Raw genomic sequence first — 14,883 nt, 5'->3', positions numbered from 1 at the left:
GAGAGAGCAGAAAAATTTAAAGTGATGCGATACACGCATATCACTACGCATTACTTATATAAACAAGTGGAATAAAATGAAGTTATTATTTATCGTTAGTAACCTGAGAAGAACCGGACCGACGAATCAATTATTTTATATCATAAAAAATTTGAGCGAAGAGTTTCAAGCAACGGTCTTAACACTATCCCCTGAACCTCAAGACTCTGAACTTAAAAAGTTTTTGGATGCAAATATTTCTGTGGATTCTTTAAGCTTATCCAGACTAAAAGGCTTTGTAAAAGGTAAATCATTACTAAAAAGTTATATAGACAACTTTAAGCCTGATATTATACAGACTCAAGGTATCAGAGCTGACGGACTGTTAGCTAGCTTGAGTACAAATGCTCCTTGGATAACGACTTCTCGAAACTTCCCTAAAGAAGATTATCCAACAAAGTTTGGTTTTGCCAAAGGAAAATTTATGGCAATTAAGCATGAACATTACCTTTCTTCATGTCCAAACTTAATCTCTTGTTCTCACTATATACACGATTGTCTATCTAGCGTAAATATAGAATCTAAAGTCATTCAAAATGGCACTTTGCCTTCTACCAACCAAAGCACTAAGGCTGTTGATAAAGAACATCTAAATATCATATCTGTAGGAAGTCTAATTCCCAGAAAAAATATGACAGAAGTTCTAGCAATTTCATCTAGCCTAACTGATTTAGGTGTGAGCCATTCTCTTAAAATTTTAGGTGATGGGCCGCAAATGGAGGAACTAAAGTTAGCTGCAAATGACAACGTAGAATTTTTGGGTAACATTAACAATGTAAGAGAGCACTTAAGTCAAGCAGATGTCTTTATTTCCACTTCATTGTCAGAAGGCTTGCCAAATACTGTGCTTGAAGCTCTTGCTGAGGGGGTAAATCTTATTTTGTCAGAAATTCCTTCGCATGAAGAGATTGTGGAAAAGTTAGATCATAGCCACTACTTCATCATACCAAAAGAGCGAGCTTTAGAAGAGTATATACAAGATGTCGTTACTTCTCTTGATAGTATGAGTTTTGACGTTCCTCATGTGAAAAACTTTTTAGAAATGGAATTTAGTGATAGAAAAATGTCTATTAACTATCAGGATTTATATAGAGAGTTGGTTTATGGGAAGTAGTTTTAATCCAATCGAAAAGAAAATTGCGGTTTTTTTGAGGAAATACCCTTTTGCAAAGAACTTTGCTAAGAGTATTTACTCTCGATTAATGTATTTGGTGCATAAGAAAAATAGCCCAATTATTTCAAACTTTGAAGTTCATTGTATCGAAAAGTCTGACTACGAAACTTTTTTTGGTTATTACGATAAATGTCCTGACAATGGAAATGGGCTTATTCTCGTACATCTTTCAAAGGGTGATACTAGTAAAAAACCTCGCAAGTTTACCGAGGTAGAGCTCAATGTTTATGACTTGAACACCCAGTCATTTATCTTAGAACACCCAATTCAAACCTCTGCATTTAACTGGCAGCAAGGTTCTAGGGCTCATTGGGTTAATGAGAGTACATTTATCTATAACGATTACGTTGATGGCAAGTACAAAGCAATTGAGTACTCATTAATTGATAAGAAGCGAGTCAACATCTACGATTTTCCGGTTCAAGATAGCTATAAGGAAGAGTACTTTCTCTCTCTTAACTATGAAATACTATCTGTCTTAAGGCCAGATTACGGGTACTTTTCACATGGCGATAGCATCAACGAAGACAGAGGGATCTATCAGTGCAATATAGGCACAGATACAACTAGTAGTATCGTTTCTTTGGAAAAGGTTCTCTCGTATGAATTTCCTGAGCCTAAAGGTAGCTATGAGCACAAGCTTAACCACATCATGATCTCACCGGATGGTTCTAAGTTTATATTCATGCACCGTTACTATAACGAATCAAAACAGCGTTTTGATAGACTTCTCTTAGCTGATAGAAACGGCAACCTGCTTAAAGTGCTATCGAAAGGAGACATGGTAAGTCACTGTTATTGGACTAATAATGATGAAGTGTTAGGATACTTAACTGGTCCTGGTGGCGTAGATAAGTACTGGAAGATTAATATCCATACTGGTAACTACTCGTCATTTGATGAGTTCAACAATGTACTTTCTGCTGATGGGCACCCTTCGGTTTCTATAAATGGTGAATATCTAACAGATACGTACCCAGATAAATCACGAATGCAGTCTCTCTATTACCTCAACGATTCAATGGAGAAAGCCGAAAACATTGCTAGCCTATACCATAGTTTTAAGTTTTCCGGCGAAACTAGATGTGACTTACACCCTAGGTTCTCTTCTGACGCTAAGTATGTTTTCTTTGATACTGTTTTTAATAACAAACGTAAATTGGCATTTATAAAACTAGATAAGTCATGAGCAATAACAATTTCATCGCAGTAGCAATGTCAATATACAAAAACGACAATGCTGACTATGTCAAAGAAGCTATACAGAGTATCCTGAGTCAAAAAAACGTAGACCTTGACCTATATATTCAAGTCGATGGGGCGGTTGGATCTAGTTTAAGTGACTTGCTCAGTACATACTCTTTATATGAAAATGTTTTTATAGAAAATTCATCTGAAAACAAGGGGTTGGCATATCAGTTAAATGTTATCATTAACAAGGTTTATTCTTCCGATAAGTATCGATTCTTAGCTAGAATGGATGCGGATGATATTTCTGATGAAATGCGCTTTACTACCCAAATCGAGTTTTTGAATAATAATCCAAAAATATCAATTGTAGGTAGTGACGTTATTGAGTTCAAAAATAGCACAGATTCAGATTCTTTCTTTTATAAAAAGATGCCTTCCGAGCATAAAGAGCTATTAGACTCTGTTATCAAAAGGTGCCCTTTGAACCATCCTTCGGTAATGTTCAATATCGAAAATATTTCACGAAGTGATTTGTGCTATAACGCTCGGTTAGCGAACACTCAGGATTACTACCTATGGGTGGATTTGTTTTCAAAAGGTTACCAGTTCGCCAATATCAATAAACCCCTACTAAAGTTTCGTATAGACGAATCTTTCTACAAGAGGAGAGGGTTCGCTAAAGCGATGAATGACTTTAAGTCTCGAATTTATGCGATGAATAAGCTAGGTCGGTGGAGCTTTAAATCCGTCATTTTTGTAATTCTTCTCTTCGTACTTAGAATTAGCCCTAGCTTTGTCAAAGAGTGGGCTTATAAATACATGAGATAACAGTTTTCTCTATCCTGACTAGAGGCTTCCTATATTTTAGGAAGCCTTTTTTGTATTGCTCTCTTGATGGAAAAGAGCAAAGCGTAGTAACTGTCAGTCAGAGGTCATTGGGGCTTTCGTAAAAAGCCCCTTAGCTGCTGTTTTAAAGTAGATCAGAACTTTTTTTGTTATCAATATTTGACAGTTTCTTACGAAGAAAAGTAGTTATTTTCCAGACGTAAGAAAGAATGCATGCATAGACGATAAAGCACAAAATGAATAAGGTAAACATGGTTACCTCTGGGATTTTTGCTATTTCACCGTAAATACCAAAACCAGCATACAGCGTGGCAATGAAACAAATCGCCACAAGCGTTTTTCTAGGTCCTAAGCCCAAACGTTGGAAAATATGATGTAGATGTTCTCGGTCTGGTTTGAAAGGAGAGTCCCCCCTGCGTACTCGACGGATCATGATAGCGGCCATGTCCATTAATGGTACTGCAATCAGCCACAGGGCCGTTACAGGTCTCATTAGTGACTTCCCTTCGCTCTGGCTGACACCTAGAAGTAACCAGATAACAGTGAAACCAATCATCATACTACCCGCATCACCCATAAAGACTTTGCGTTCACGCCCTAATATTCCTAAGTTCATAAAAATATAAGGTAGCATCGCCACGATGATGACAACACAGAGATAAGCTAAGCCATGTTGTGCGTCAACCTGTAATAGGTAAGCTAATGCGCCAAATGTAACAATCGATAGCCCGCCTAATAATCCATCTATGCCATCAACCATATTAAATGCGTTAATCGCTCCAATGACTGCCAAAACCGTGATAACAACACCGCTCCAGCCAAGAGATATCTCACCAAAGCCAAACATGTTCCCAAGGCTGTGTAGTTCAATTCCAGCAACATTGATCATAATTAAGGAGAGGCCAGCTTGAACAGCCATACGAATTTTGAAACTGAGGTCGACCTTATCGTCTATTGCTCCGACTAAAGTCAACGTGATGATTGAGCTAACGTACAGCCAACTATACTCAATGACTTCTGGTTTGAATGTTAGGAACTGCACCAAGACAATACAGATAGATATACCGCCAATAAGAGGTACTGCGCCTTCATGTAACTTTCGCTCATTTGGTTTATCGACCAAGCCAACAGTCCTTGCAACTTTTCGCATAAGGAAAAGTGTCGCAAATGAAGAGAAAAAGATAAATAGAAGCTCGAGAAACATAAAGTACGCCAACATCAGATATAGTTATTCGGCGACTATTCTAACGGAGAGTGTATCCATCTCAAGTAGAAATTTAGTAACAATGTGAAAGTTATAATAGATTTTATCTAAAACGTTACCGTTATTTTGATTATGGAAAGATGCGAATCAACACTTTACATTAAATCCCCTGTTCTTAAGGTGTCTGTATAGTTCCTCTTTAGCTTTTCGTTCTCCATGGATAAGGTGCACTTCTTTTGGTGCTGATTTTATGCCTTCTACAAAGCGCGTCAAATCTGTTTTGTCTGCATGGGCCGAATACCCCGACATTGTATGGACTTGAGCATTTAGGCTGATTGCGTTGCCCTCGATCAAGACACAGTGACTACTTTTTTGAATTTCTCTGCCCAAGGTACCTTCAGCTTGGTAGCCTGCAAACAATACGTCATTGCGCTTGTCTGGCAGTAGTGCTTTTAGATAATTTACCACACGCCCACCTTCACACATACCTGAGGCTGCGACCACGATCGCCGGCTCTGCTGTACTTGTAAGGCGATTCACCAAACGTAAATGTTCCGCATGATTCTCAATAGTAATACATTGTTCAAACGCCAGAGGATGACGATGACTCCCCAAGCGCCGCTTTGCTTCTTTTCCCCATAGCTTCTTAAATCGGCGGTAAGTCTTGGTGACCTTTTTCGCTAAAGGAGAGTCTAGGATTATGGGAAGAGAATGGTGTAAATCATGTTGATGAATAAGCTGTTCAATATCAAACAGCAACTCCTGCGTTCTGCCTACGCTAAATGCTGGAATAACTATTACACCACCATCTTCAAGCGCATGACGAATAATTGCGAGTAACCTTTGGCTTCGGCTCTCGACACTCTCATGCTGTTTGTTACCGTAAGTGGATTCGATAAACAGATAATCCGCACGACTAGGGGAGATAGGGTCTGGAAGAAGCGGTGTATTGCTTGGCCCCAAGTCACCAGAAAACACCACCACCTCATTGTTAGGAAGTTTAAACTCTACATAAGCAGAACCAAGAATATGCCCCGCTGGCTGAAAGCGAAGATAAGCTAGCTCTTTAAGCGGAAGCCATGTTTGGTAATCACAAGGCACTAACCGTTTTTTAATGACATTCAGGACTCGCTCTCTTTGCGCTTTATTCAATCCTAGTTGAAGCTTCAATCCATCTTCTAGCATTAGCGGCACCAGTTCTGCCGTCGCACGAGTGCAGTAGATTTTACCATTATAGCCTGCAGCTAATAGCCAAGGTAAGCGACCAATATGATCGATATGGGCATGAGTCAGCACCAAAGCTTTTATTCTGTGGACAGAAAACTCAATCTCTAATGAGCGGTGTTTGCCATTCTTCAATGCGTCTCGTCCCTGAAAAAGCCCACTATCGATCAAAATGCTGCCTTTAGGTAACTTAAGTTCGTGGCATGAACCGGTTACTGAATGCTTTCCTCCATGGTGTACAACCTGCATAAACGTTTTTCCTTTTCGCTATTAACCTAGAGCTTACTTGCTAAAAGGTAAGTCATTTTTTGTCGGTTTTAACTTAATTGATGATCTCATCGAAAAGGAGAAGGTAAGTGGCAAAAATAGACAAAATTAGACACACATAGACGAGAGTCATGATTACGACGTTAGGCGATTACTATAGAGTGTGAGCTGACACGAAGTTATGCATTGTCATGCGTCTTTGCTGCCTTATAGTTTATTTAACTGCATAAATAATTATTATAATTCTAATGTCATAAAATGTTGATTTGTAATAGATGAGTGCGTAGGAAGTGGATTTATAAATGTAACGCCAAAATAATGTCAGTAAAAGGTCATTATTTTGTAAGTTGGTGTCTTTTAGTTGCAACCAGTTTGCTATACAATTCCACACCTAGAGTACGTCAATATATTAAAGCGGATTGCATTGCCTTTAGGAGCCAGACCTAGGGGCGGTAGCGTACTCAAAGAGCAAATTACGAGCACATGATGTCGAATGTCATCAAGGAATGCCGTGATATATAAATATAATTAAGCACACAGTTGCACTTCTGGCAAGGTGCTCTTTCTCAAAAGTAGCGCTCGAACAAACAATTAAGTAAAGCCCCTTACGTCAGAGGGGCAAGTCAAAGCTGCCGTACAGCTTTGAGTGATACATTGGCTAGGCATTACAAGGTTTATCCCTTCTCTAAATACCTTTCTATCAACTATGCATTGCAATCAAGTTGCTGAATCTATTCGCTCTTATTACCATTTGCATAGAATGCCTTTACGCACCGTAGTTGACCTTCGTCTACACATCACTCTTACAAGCATTAAAAAATTCTAACGGATGATATATCATCTAGTGTATCTACGCCCTTGGAGTATCAAAAATCTCTCAATGGCGAATTAAGAAATATCTAAACTTGCTAGGAAAAAAAAATGAATCTTTCATTAAACAATGCACGAGTTGGCATTATCGGTTTAGGGTACGTAGGATTACCCTTAGCAGTAGAGTTCGGTAAAAAGTCGCCAACGATTGGTTTTGACATAAACCAAGCGCGCATTGATGAGCTAACAGCTGGTCGCGATAGCACGTTGGAGTGCAGTGATAGTGAACTTGCAGAAGCGACTCATCTTTCTTACACCGCCACTCTTCAAGACTTAAAAGAATGCAATGTTTACATTGTAACGGTCCCAACGCCAATTGATGAGCATAAGCAGCCAGATTTGACACCTTTGATCAAAGCGTCAGAAGCACTGGGCAGTGTTGTATCGAAAGGTGATGTGATCATTTATGAATCAACCGTTTACCCTGGCGCAACTGAAGAAGATTGTATTCCGGTTGTAGAGCGTGTATCGGGCCTTAAGTTTAATGAAGACTTCTTTGCTGGCTACTCTCCGGAGCGTATTAACCCAGGTGACAAAGAACATCGCGTCACTAACATCCTTAAGGTAACGAGTGGTTCTACGGCAGAAGTTGCTGAATACGTAGACCAACTTTACAAGAGCATTATCACAGCAGGTACGCATAAAGCGTCTTCAATCAAAGTTGCTGAAGCAGCAAAAGTTATTGAAAACACGCAACGTGATGTCAACATCGCGCTTATCAATGAACTTTCTATCATCTTTAACAAACTAGGCATCGATACTCTAGAAGTACTTGAAGCCGCAGGTACTAAATGGAATTTCCTTCCATTCCGTCCAGGTCTTGTTGGTGGACACTGTATTGGTGTGGACCCTTACTACCTAACTCATAAAGCACAAAGCGTTGGCTATCATCCAGATATGATCCTAGCTGGTCGTCGATTGAATGATGGTATGGGACAGTACGTTGTTTCTCAACTTGTGAAGAAAATGATGAAGAAACGCATCCATGTAGAGGGCGCAAATGTGCTTGTTATGGGCTTAACGTTTAAAGAAAACTGTCCAGATCTACGCAATACCAAAGTAGTGGATATTGTTTCTGAACTTCAAGACTACAACATTAACGTAGACGTGATGGATCCTTGGTGTTCTAGTGCGGAAGCTCAACATGAGTACGGTTTGGCTTTATGTGAAGAGCCAAAACAAGGCGATTACGATGCAATCATCATGGCAGTATCTCACGACGAGTTTAAAGCAATGGGCGTAGAAAAGATTCGCGCGCTTGGTAAGCCAGAGCACGTGCTATACGATTTGAAATACGTTCTAGACAAAGAAAGCGTAGACATGCGTCTCTAGTCTCAAACTTAAAATTCAGGAGTCTGATATGAAGGCTCCTGATTTTTCCATGAGGAATGAAAGTTACGTCACAACTGTAAAGCTTAAGTCTCGTTATTCTTAATAGCGATGAATGGGCGTGATTCAGAATCTTACAGCCCCTCTCCCCAACCTTAACGACTTCCCCATACGGAAAACACAATGACCAAATACGAACAAATCCAACAAGAGTTACTGGAATCACCAAAAACGTGGTTGGTAACAGGTGTTGCTGGCTTCATCGGCTCAAACCTATTAGAGAAGCTACTTAAACTTAATCAAACCGTGGTGGGATTAGACAATTTCGCGACCGGCCACCAACACAACTTGGATGAAGTAAAAGGCCTAGTATCAGAAGAGCAATGGACTCACTTCACCTTTATTGAAGGCGACATCCGTGATCCGAAAGTCTGTCAGCAAGCCGTAAAAGATGTGGATTACGTACTACACCAAGCGGCATTGGGTTCTGTACCTCGCTCTATTGCAGATCCACTAACGACAAATGCAGCAAACATTACCGGCTTTCTAAACATGCTTGATGCCGCAAGACAAGAGGAAGTGAAAAGCTTCACTTATGCTGCTTCTAGCTCTACATACGGTGACCACCCAGCTCTACCAAAAGTGGAAGAAAACATCGGCAACCCATTGTCTCCTTATGCAGTAACCAAGTACGTAAATGAGCTTTATGCTGGCGTATACGCTCGCACATATGGATTTAAAACAATTGGTCTGCGTTACTTCAACGTGTTTGGCCGTAGACAAGATCCAAACGGCGCTTATGCGGCGGTAATTCCAAAATGGACTGCAGCCATGATCAGTGGTGAAGACGTTTTCATTAACGGTGATGGCGAAACAAGTCGAGACTTTTGCTACATCGACAACGTTGTACAAATGAACTTATTAGCCGCGACTGCACAAGATGAAGCAAAAGACGAAGTCTACAACGTAGCTGTTGGAGGCAGAACCACACTAAATGACCTGTTCTATGCGATCAAAAGCGCGTTGAATGAAAATGGTGTGGAAGTAAGTGCTGAACCTATTTATCGAGAGTTTCGAACTGGTGATGTTAGGCATTCTCAGGCGGATATAGATAAGTCATCTAGAAGGTTAAGCTATTCTCCAAAGTTTGATATTTTTAATGGAATCGAGAGAGCTATTGAGTGGTATAAACATTGAAAGTAAAAATTCAATTACCATTAATTATTTCACTTCTTTTTTTTATTAATTTTAGACCTGTATTTCTATTTGATAACATCATATTCTTAACTTCGGTAATAGCAAGTTTGCTAGTACTTTCTTTAGTTTTCTTTAGCTCGTGTAAGATACAGAAAAACAAAAATATTAGCTTCTATATTTTTTCCTTTTCTCTATTGATGCTATATTTTTTGATATATTACCCAATTAGAGAGTTTGATAGTTTTTCGCCATTTTTCGTTCTGTCATTTGTAATGCTCGTCTTATTACTTATTTATCCTGAATCTTTTAGGGATAGCTATTGGTATTCTAGAAAGATAATGATTTTAGTATGTTGTCTTTCCTGTGTCTCCTTGATTTTATTCAGTATTGGGCTTCCTTTTCCTGACTTATTAACATTTAGTAGTTTGGATAATGGGCTGACATATAAAATGTATTATTTGTCATTTTATGCCACTAACCAAGAGTATAGTATTGCTGGATTTAGTTTGTATAGGAACTCTGCATGGTTTGCAGAACCAGGGCATTTTGCATTGTTATTATCCTTCTTTTTGTTTTTTGAAGTGCTTTATGGTGAAAATAGAAAGATAGAACTTTTATTTTTAATTTCTTTACTAACCACGTTGTCTTCAGCTGGCTTGATTGGATTTTCTTTGTATTTATCATATAAGATGATGAAAAATCTAAAAAAAGGTAATTCTCATTATATATATATATACTTGCTAATGGTTTTTGTCTTTTTAGTCTTATATTATTTTAACTTTCTTGATCAATTTCTTGATCAATTTCTTGAGAAATTTGTTTCTCTTAATATTATTGAAGTTCTAAACAATAGGGCTGTTAATCCTGTTACAATGGATGATATATATAAAGGTAATGTTCTAATCGGCGAAGGTAGAAATGCTATAGAAGAGTTCGGATTTCGAGCTTCAGATTTTAGGGTTTACATCTATAAGTATGGCTTTATGTCATTGTTTTTGTTTTTAATTTGCAACTTTATTATTTTGTCTGAATCAATAAGTAAGAAAATGTTAATAGATGCTGTGTCATTTGTTTTATTGGTTTTTGTTGTTTTCTTGCATAGAACTTGGATGGTTGATAAACCCTATTTTATTTATATTTTTAGCATTTTCTTTCTCTTGATGATAAGTGATAAATATGAGCGCGAGCACGGTTAAGTTCCTATCTTCTAAAGTTTTTTCTGCGTTTGGAGTTGTGCTTTTAACATATTTAGTTTCTGAAAGGTTTGATGTTAATACTAGCTCTGATTTTCTTAAAAGCTATATAGTCCTTGGTTTTTTTTCCATAATATCTACGTTTGGATTGTCAACGCTGGTTATTATTGATAGAAAATTAAAAATCATGCCAGGAGAGCATTACAGGTATTCTCTCTATTTATTTGCCTTGGTGTTCTGTCTGTGCTTATCTAGTTTTTTTGTATTCATGCTTATTAAGTTTGATTTGATTTCTCTGAACTATGTTATCTTATCAATTCCATTTCAATCTCTATGTTTATTTCTCTCCTCTCTTTTGAAGTCTAGAGGTCTTATTAATATTGGCAGTTTAACAGAGCCAGGTTTAATTTCATTACTATCAGCGCTTTATGTTTTTTCTTTTGATGTTGTTGATTCTGAACATGTGATGGTCAGTTATTTGTTTTTTTCAATTGTCATCGTTTTTTCTCAGTTACTAATTTCGTTTTATATTGGTGCTTTCAAAGTTCCGTATCGAAAAAAATATTTTTTAAGCTTTTGGTTGTTATTACGGAAATCCTATCATTTGTTTCTAAGTTCAGTATATATCTATTTGAATACATGGGTCGTTACACTTGTTATATCTTCAAATGAGAAGCTGTTTGTGATTTACAATATTGCAGTAAGAACGGCCTCGGTTTTTAATTTTATTATAAACTCTCTTAATAACTATTTTATGATTAAATCGACTGGTTTGAATCTTAAAGAACAATTTGATCTTGGCATGGGAAAAATAGAAAGGCAGACAATATCACAACGCCCTATTTTGTATCTTTTAATTGGTGTGATGACTCTTTTGTTTTTTTGTAGAAATACTTTTGAAAGTTTTATTTCACTTGATATTATTGTGCTTTTAATATGTATGCAATCAGTGTTTTCTTTTCTTATTGTAGGCCCGGCAGGTGCGTTATGTATATCACTAGGGTACTTAAAGTACTCTCATGCTGTTAACTTTCTGATATTAATGGTGCAGTTGTTGTTTTCATGTTCCTATTACTTTTTTGAAGTTAGTAGTTATAGTGCCCTGATTTCCCTGATATTTATTTGTCAATTTCTAATAGCAGCAAAGGATTGGATTTATAAACTATGTTTGAACAAGATAAAAGAACAGCTATATTAATAAATAGCCTCTCGTGTGGTGGAGCTGAAAAGGTTGCTTCTATCTTAGCTCAGGATATTAGTAATATAAAATGGATTTGTAAGATTATTCCAGGAGATGATTTCTTTCATATAAGTAGAGAAAAAGTAAAAGTTATTAATTTAGGATTCTATTCCGGTAGTAATGTGGTCTTTAAATTATTTAATTATATATATGCAATCTTTGCTTTTTTTATTTTCCTAGTGAAAGAAAAACCTATCAACGTGATGAGCTTCCTTCATGCATCACATATAATTCTATTTTTTTCAAATATTATAAATCCTAATTTAAATCGAATATATTGTGAGCGCTCTCTTATTGACAAATCTTATGCTGGATTAAAGAAGAAAATAATTATAGGAATTTTAAAGAGAGCTTTTTCTTCTAATTCAATAGTAATCGCTATCTCTAATGAAGTTATTGCAGGGCTTAAATGTAATGGTATTAATCCTAAAGAATACTTTGTCATATATAATCCAATAGAAGAAAGGGACAGTAACTTATATATGGAGTTTCATTCCCAAAAAGAAACTGACTTAGAATTAGATAGAAAAACAAAGTTAGTGACGGTTTCTAGATTAAATAAAATAAAGAATATAGATTTTATGTTGGACTTTATTAGTGAGAATAAAGAACACTTCACTTTGGATATAATTGGTGATGGGCCGGAGCTGATTTCTTTGAAAGAGCGCTGTAGTATGTTAGGAATAGAAGAGGCGGTTAGTTTTCATGGGGCTATCAACCGACCATTCGAAGTTGCTAAAGAATCAGATATATTTGTTTATAGTTCAAAGTACGAGTCTTTTGGGAATGTTTGTATGGAGGCTGCCTCATATGGAATCCCTGTGGTATTACCTAAATATTGTGGAGCTTTAGAAGAAATATTTTCAATTTCTAAAAACTCCGGAAGCTTTTTCTATAATTCTAATGACCAATTATCTTTTAAAGCTTCTATCGAAAACCTAAAGGATAATAAATCAAAATTGTTTGAAAGTAGTGATTTGCTTTTTAAGTACTCAAAGGAATTTTCCAGACGTAAAATTGTTGATCAGTATTACAATGTGGTGTTTTTTAAATGAAGGTATTAGTTATTGGAGCATTGCCATCCTCTCTTTATAATTTTAGAGGAGAGTTGGTTAAATTGTTTGTGAAATATAGTAAAAGTGTCATCGCTTCCGCGGCGAAAGCAAATGGTGGTGAGATTTATAAAATTGAATGCTTAGGGGCGGAATTTGTTGAAATATCAATTGAAAGGAATGGTATAAACCCTATTGATGATATAAAAACGTTACTCTCTATTTTTTCTACCTATATGAGAGTTAGGCCGTCCGTTGTTCTGGCTTATACAATAAAACCCATTATTTGGGGGGGCTTGGCTGCTAGGTTTGCTAATATAGCTTCTTTTTATGCAATGGTAACCGGTCTTGGTTATGCCTTTCAAAAAGGTGGCTTCGCTAAAAATTTGCTCAATACTCTCGTTAAATTCCTGTACCGTTCTGCATTGAAAAAGTCTAAAGCTGTCATTTTTCAAAATCAAGATAATATGCACGTGTTTATCGACGAAGGAATCGTCCCCCCAGAGAAGTGTTTTCTCGTCAACGGTTCTGGCGTTGACCTCAGCCATTACAAAACGTCCCCTCTACCTCCAAACCCTCACTTTTTACTTATTGCCCGGTTACTTGGGGATAAAGGTATTCGGGAATATGTAAAAGCAGCAGAGATCGTTAAACAACAATATCCGGAGGCTGTCTTTGAACTTGTTGGGCCGGAAGACCCTTCTCCTGATGGCATCAAGCTAGAGGAGGTCAACAAATGGGTCTCTTCTGGTGCTATTGAGTACAGTGGTGCAACAACAGATGTTCGCCCATTTATTGAAAACTGTTCGATCTATGTGTTGCCTTCATACCATGAAGGGATGCCTCGTACTGTATTAGAGGCTATGGCAATGGGGCGCCCAATTCTAACAACTGATGTTCCGGGCTGTCGTGAAACCGTTGTCAATGGAGAAAATGGTTGGTTAGTTGAGAAGACGAATATAGAGCAACTCGCGGAACGTATGATTTGGTTTATTGAAAACCAAGAGCAATGGTCAGTGATGGGAAATAAAAGTCACTCTATCGCACATGAAAAATTCGACGTCCATAAAGTGAACGCCGAGATTCTAAAAATTATGGGGCTATCCGATGAAAAGACTGTTTGATTTTCTCACGTCTCTTATTGCGCTTATTCTGTTGTCTCCCATTATTGCTTTAGTCGCTTGGAAGATTCGTAAAAACCTTGGTTCTCCAGTTCTGTTTCGTCAAACGCGTCCGGGCTTGAATGGAAAACCTTTTGAAATGGTGAAGTTTCGCACAATGAAGGATGCGGTGGATCAACAAGGGAATCCGCTTCCGGATTCTGAGCGCATGACTCCTTTTGGCGATAAGTTAAGAAACAGTAGCTTAGATGAACTTCCAGAACTATGGAATGTGTTAAAAGGGGAAATGAGCCTAGTTGGGCCTCGTCCGTTGCTCATGCAGTATCTCCCGCTCTATAACAAAGAACAAGCAAGACGCCATGATGTTCGTCCCGGTGTGACTGGTTGGGCTCAAATCAACGGCCGTAATGCTATTAGTTGGCAGCAGAAGTTTAGTTTAGATGTATGGTATGTCGAAAACTCTTCATTCTGGTTGGATATGAGAATTTTGCTCTTGACTATAAAGAAAGTATTCATCAGAGAAGGGATATCTTCTAATGGGCATGTAACAACAGAGTATTTCAAAGGGAACGAAAGTGAATAAAGAACAAATACTAGATGAACTAAAATTCTACTTTGATATGGTGAATAAGACATATAATGAGTATATCGCTAACGATTCGAAATACTTGTATGCTTTGATTATTAAGAAATACAACTTAGAAATTAGAAGGCTAATAATAAGTCTAACTGCTTATTTGCCAAAGGAGTTTTATGAGGGATGCATTGAACTCTGTCATCATTTGGATGTTTGGCTTACTCTTTTTGATGACTTAGAGAAAAAATGCGTCTTTTTGCTTGATGAACGGTTCGTTTTTGACAATGAAGTCAATTTTCCTTCGGGATTTGTAAATAAACTGAAATGTTTTGATTTTTAATGAACAACTCATGGTTGGC

At 37.4% G+C, this 14,883-nt stretch carries 13 protein-coding genes; 11 read left to right on the top strand and 2 right to left on the bottom strand.

Going from position 1 to position 14,883, the window contains the following annotated elements:
* Window positions 1-76 precede the first annotated feature (76 nt).
* Genes L1076_RS20185 through L1076_RS20175 form a run of 3 tightly spaced genes read left to right on the top strand, consistent with a single transcriptional unit; the run spans window position 77 to window position 3,232 of the window.
* Entirely contained in the window at window positions 77-1,153 is a 1,077-nt protein-coding gene (locus L1076_RS20185) for a glycosyltransferase (protein WP_237304348.1), read from the top strand.
* Window positions 1,143-2,402, top strand: coding sequence for a glycosyl transferase (locus L1076_RS20180; RefSeq protein WP_237304347.1), 1,260 nt, complete (start codon window positions 1,143-1,145; stop codon window positions 2,400-2,402). Before L1076_RS20185 ends, L1076_RS20180 begins: the two co-directional genes overlap by 11 nt.
* On the top strand, window positions 2,399-3,232 hold the full coding sequence (locus L1076_RS20175) for a glycosyltransferase (protein WP_237304346.1): 834 nt from the start codon (window positions 2,399-2,401) through the stop codon (window positions 3,230-3,232). Before L1076_RS20180 ends, L1076_RS20175 begins: the two co-directional genes overlap by 4 nt.
* A gap of 142 nt (window positions 3,233-3,374) precedes the next feature.
* Here the strand turns inward: L1076_RS20175 and wecA are convergent, their stop codons facing one another.
* Together wecA and L1076_RS20165 are read right to left on the bottom strand one after the other, a co-directional pair.
* A complete protein-coding gene (gene wecA / locus L1076_RS20170) occupies window positions 3,375-4,454 on the bottom strand; it encodes a UDP-N-acetylglucosamine--undecaprenyl-phosphate N-acetylglucosaminephosphotransferase (protein ID WP_237304345.1) in 1,080 nt (359 codons plus the stop codon).
* Window positions 4,455-4,601: 147 nt separating this feature from the next.
* Window positions 4,602-5,927 (bottom strand): MBL fold metallo-hydrolase, encoded by a 1,326-nt coding sequence (locus L1076_RS20165; protein WP_237304344.1) that lies wholly within the window; start codon window positions 5,925-5,927, stop codon window positions 4,602-4,604.
* A 939-nt stretch (window positions 5,928-6,866) separates the two neighbouring features.
* Here L1076_RS20165 and tviB point away from each other — a divergent pair.
* The 8 genes from tviB (at window position 6,867) to L1076_RS20125 (ending at window position 14,864) form a co-directional block, all read left to right on the top strand.
* Complete coding sequence (tviB, locus tag L1076_RS20160; protein ID WP_237304343.1) at window positions 6,867-8,147, top strand: Vi polysaccharide biosynthesis UDP-N-acetylglucosamine C-6 dehydrogenase TviB; 1,281 nt, start codon at window positions 6,867-6,869, stop codon at window positions 8,145-8,147.
* A 180-nt stretch (window positions 8,148-8,327) separates the two neighbouring features.
* Window positions 8,328-9,341, top strand: a complete 1,014-nt coding sequence (locus L1076_RS20155; RefSeq protein WP_237304342.1) for an NAD-dependent epimerase/dehydratase family protein — start codon at window positions 8,328-8,330, stop codon at window positions 9,339-9,341.
* 338 nt (window positions 9,342-9,679) lie between these two features.
* Window positions 9,680-10,537 carry a hypothetical protein gene (locus tag L1076_RS20150; RefSeq protein WP_237304341.1) on the top strand — a complete coding sequence of 286 codons (858 nt, stop codon included), beginning with the start codon at window positions 9,680-9,682 and terminating at the stop codon, window positions 10,535-10,537.
* Window positions 10,518-11,732: a hypothetical protein gene (locus L1076_RS20145; protein ID WP_237304340.1), complete on the top strand. Its 1,215-nt coding sequence runs from the start codon at window positions 10,518-10,520 to the stop codon at window positions 11,730-11,732. Before L1076_RS20150 ends, L1076_RS20145 begins: the two co-directional genes overlap by 20 nt.
* Window positions 11,699-12,829: a glycosyltransferase gene (locus L1076_RS20140; protein WP_237304339.1), complete on the top strand. Its 1,131-nt coding sequence runs from the start codon at window positions 11,699-11,701 to the stop codon at window positions 12,827-12,829. The genes L1076_RS20145 and L1076_RS20140 overlap by 34 nt, the downstream gene beginning before the upstream one ends.
* A complete protein-coding gene (locus L1076_RS20135) occupies window positions 12,826-13,950 on the top strand; it encodes a glycosyltransferase family 4 protein (protein ID WP_237304338.1) in 1,125 nt (374 codons plus the stop codon). The genes L1076_RS20140 and L1076_RS20135 overlap by 4 nt, the downstream gene beginning before the upstream one ends.
* The gene (locus L1076_RS20130) at window positions 13,934-14,530 is read left to right on the top strand and encodes a sugar transferase (RefSeq protein WP_237304337.1); all 597 of its coding nucleotides are present in this window, start codon (window positions 13,934-13,936) and stop codon (window positions 14,528-14,530) included. Before L1076_RS20135 ends, L1076_RS20130 begins: the two co-directional genes overlap by 17 nt.
* Window positions 14,523-14,864, top strand: a complete 342-nt coding sequence (locus tag L1076_RS20125; RefSeq protein ID WP_237304336.1) for a hypothetical protein — start codon at window positions 14,523-14,525, stop codon at window positions 14,862-14,864. Before L1076_RS20130 ends, L1076_RS20125 begins: the two co-directional genes overlap by 8 nt.
* Window positions 14,865-14,883 lie beyond the last annotated feature (19 nt).

This window comes from Vibrio sp. MMG023, from assembly GCF_021654215.1.
In the GTDB taxonomy this organism is placed as follows: Bacteria; Pseudomonadota; Gammaproteobacteria; order Enterobacterales; family Vibrionaceae; genus Vibrio; species Vibrio jasicida.
Note: the sequence above shows the minus strand (reverse complement) of the source record. Positions and strands in the feature narration are given on the sequence as shown.